The following is a 2,486-nucleotide window of genomic DNA, read 5'->3' as shown; positions in this document are numbered from 1 at the left end:
TGGCCGACCGCGGCACGAGCCTGCTGAACGACCTTCGGGTCAGCGGCCAGGACCTGACCGATCCCCTTCTCGTGCTCCTCGCTGTACTGCTCCCATTGCGGCAGGCCGTAATAAGCACCGAAGCGCGCGGCGAACTCCTCCAACGCAAGGCCCGTGGCCCGCAGTCCGCCCTCGGAAGGCCTCGGGAAGACCAGGCCAGCCCCCACTACAGCGCCGTCCTCGACTGAGAGTGACTGGTCCGACAACTCCTCTCCCGAGCCCATCGGCCCCGCGAACAAACCCTCGCCAGCAGACGTGTCTTCGGGTGTGTCCGACCGCTCCGTGGCGAGGTCGGGCTCCGCACCAAAGAGCACGGCGGCGACCGAGTCCACGATGGTGAGCGGCTTCGAGCCGGCGGGCGGGTTCGGAGCGTCAGGGTCGGCGACAGCGGTGAGGTCGGTACTGTATGTACCGGCGACGGCGTTCGGACCCGAGGACGCCTCCGCGTCCTGGACCGGCGTAGAATTCCACCCCTGATTGTCGCGCTCTTGGTCCAACGCCTCCGTGTGGTTCTCGTGCCACGCTTCCAGGGCGTGTTCGTCGGGGAACTTGCCGTCGCGCGCGACGTTCTCGCGCAGGTCGTCCTCGGTCAGCGGGTGGATGTTCCGGTACCGGTACAGGTCGTCGGCATAGTCGAGGGCCGGATCGTGGCCGGGCAGTTCATCCAGGGCGATCTGCGCGCCCAGCATCACCTCGTGGAAGGTGTGATGCCCCCCTCGAGCCACTTCAGTCTCGTGGCGGAAGGGGCGAGGCAGCTGGCCGCTGAGCACGCCAAGCCTGACCAGCCCGAGATCCAGGTTCAGCCCCCATTGCTGGTTCATCCGGATCGCGTGGTGCATAAACCGGTAGGTGGAGCCCGATATCCCCGTCCTGACCAAACCGCCGGTGTCCTCGGACGCCGGGTGCAGATCAACCCAGAGCGGCATGTTGATGTAGCTGGTTGCGTAGACCCACGGCAGGGTCTCCCTGCCGCCGATGAACTCCCGCTCCGCCTCGCTCAGCGGGGGCCGCACGTCATCTACCGGAATCCCGGTGCCCACCCCCTCCACAGCCTGCTGGTACGCCACTTTCAGCGCCGGCAGATGCGCGATCAGATCCTGCCGACCACTTTGCACGGCGCGCTTTGCCGCCGTGTACCGCGCTTCGGCCTCCTCGAGGCGCACCCAGACGTCAGGTGCTCTGTTTGCGGGGTGATCCCGGATCTCATATTGGTCCATGAGCTTCTGCGGGCGCTGTTCCGGGCCGCCGAGGAGGTTGGGGATCAACTGGGAGCTCAGGCCCTCGAACATGAAGGCCATCCGCTCGCGCAGACTGCCAGAGTTGGCCACACGCGCAAGGTCGACCCAGTAGTTGCCGACCGCACCAGGCTGTCCTGCGTTCGAGGTGCCGAACAGCCTCAGGTCCGCGCCCGCGCTCATCGCGTGCCGCCATGCGGCACGCGTCATCTTGCCGAACTCCTCGTTGACCTCCTTGAGCTGGATCAGATGAACGGCCAGGTTGTTCTCAAAGAACTCCGCCTCCTCCAGGTAGCGGATCCGGGAGCGAATCCAGCCCGGAGCGTCAGGGGCCGTGCCCAACGGCGACGTCACGGCTGAGGGGCCAGGGCTCAGGACGGCGGCGGAGTCGCCCGCCGTACCCGAGGACGCCTCCGCGTCCTTGACCGGGGGGGAATTCCACCCATGAGTGGGGAACAGAGCCGCGGGCACGGCGCCCTGGCCATCCCCCGCTTCCGTACCGCCGGTCTCGGCCACCTGAACGTCGGAAGGCAGGCCCCGCCATTCACGCCAGGGCAGGACATCCGCCGCGGGAGCCTCGCTCAACGACTTCAGGCGCGTGATCGTCTTACCGTCGAACACGAGGTAGAGCGGGTCGAGCTCCTCGGCCTGATCCGCCGACGAGTTCCACCCGTGGGACGGGAGGGGCGACTGCCGGGAACGCGGCACGCGGTCGCTTCCCGTGCCGCTCTGCGTTTCGACCGGCAGCGCGCCACTCCGCGCGGCGCTCCCGACCGGTTCCACCACGATGGCGTGCCCGCCGGGACCAGCGGTGAGCCAGGTTGTGCGGGCTGCCTGATCCGTCTCAGGGCGCGGCTCCGACACCGGCTCCACCAAAGCCGAGTTCTCGGCGGGGTCGTCGTTGTGATCCTCGGAGGGGACCTGCGACTCGAGCCCGGGCACGGCCTCGGGTGCGGAGGGCGAGTTCCACTGGTTGGCGGCCGGGAACGCGAAGGGGGCCGCGGACCTCACCGTCTGGGGAACGGGGGAGGTCTCCGTCAGCCGGATGTGCTCATACGCACGCCCCGCCTCGTCCTGCAGCCGGCTCCGTTCCACCACCCGCAGATCCGCCCGCTGAGCGAACAACGCCCCACCACGCGCCGGATTGGCCGACAGGAACGACACATCACGGGCCGAGGCGTCCACCACCTCGAACAACACCGGACGCCCACC

At 68.3% G+C, this 2,486-nt stretch carries 1 protein-coding gene; it reads right to left on the bottom strand.

Annotation, left to right across the window (positions count from 1 at the left end; translation table 11 throughout):
• Positions 1–2,474: hypothetical protein (locus tag ACI2L1_RS45070; protein ID WP_404745286.1), on the bottom strand; the 2,474-nt coding region annotated here is incomplete at its 3' end.
• Positions 2,475–2,486 lie beyond the last annotated feature (12 nt).

It is taken from the genome of Streptomyces sp. NPDC019531 (assembly GCF_044903305.1).
Classification (GTDB): domain Bacteria; phylum Actinomycetota; class Actinomycetes; order Streptomycetales; family Streptomycetaceae; genus Streptomyces.
The sequence above is the reverse complement of the archived record's forward strand: the minus strand, read 5'-3'. Positions and strand labels throughout refer to the sequence as shown.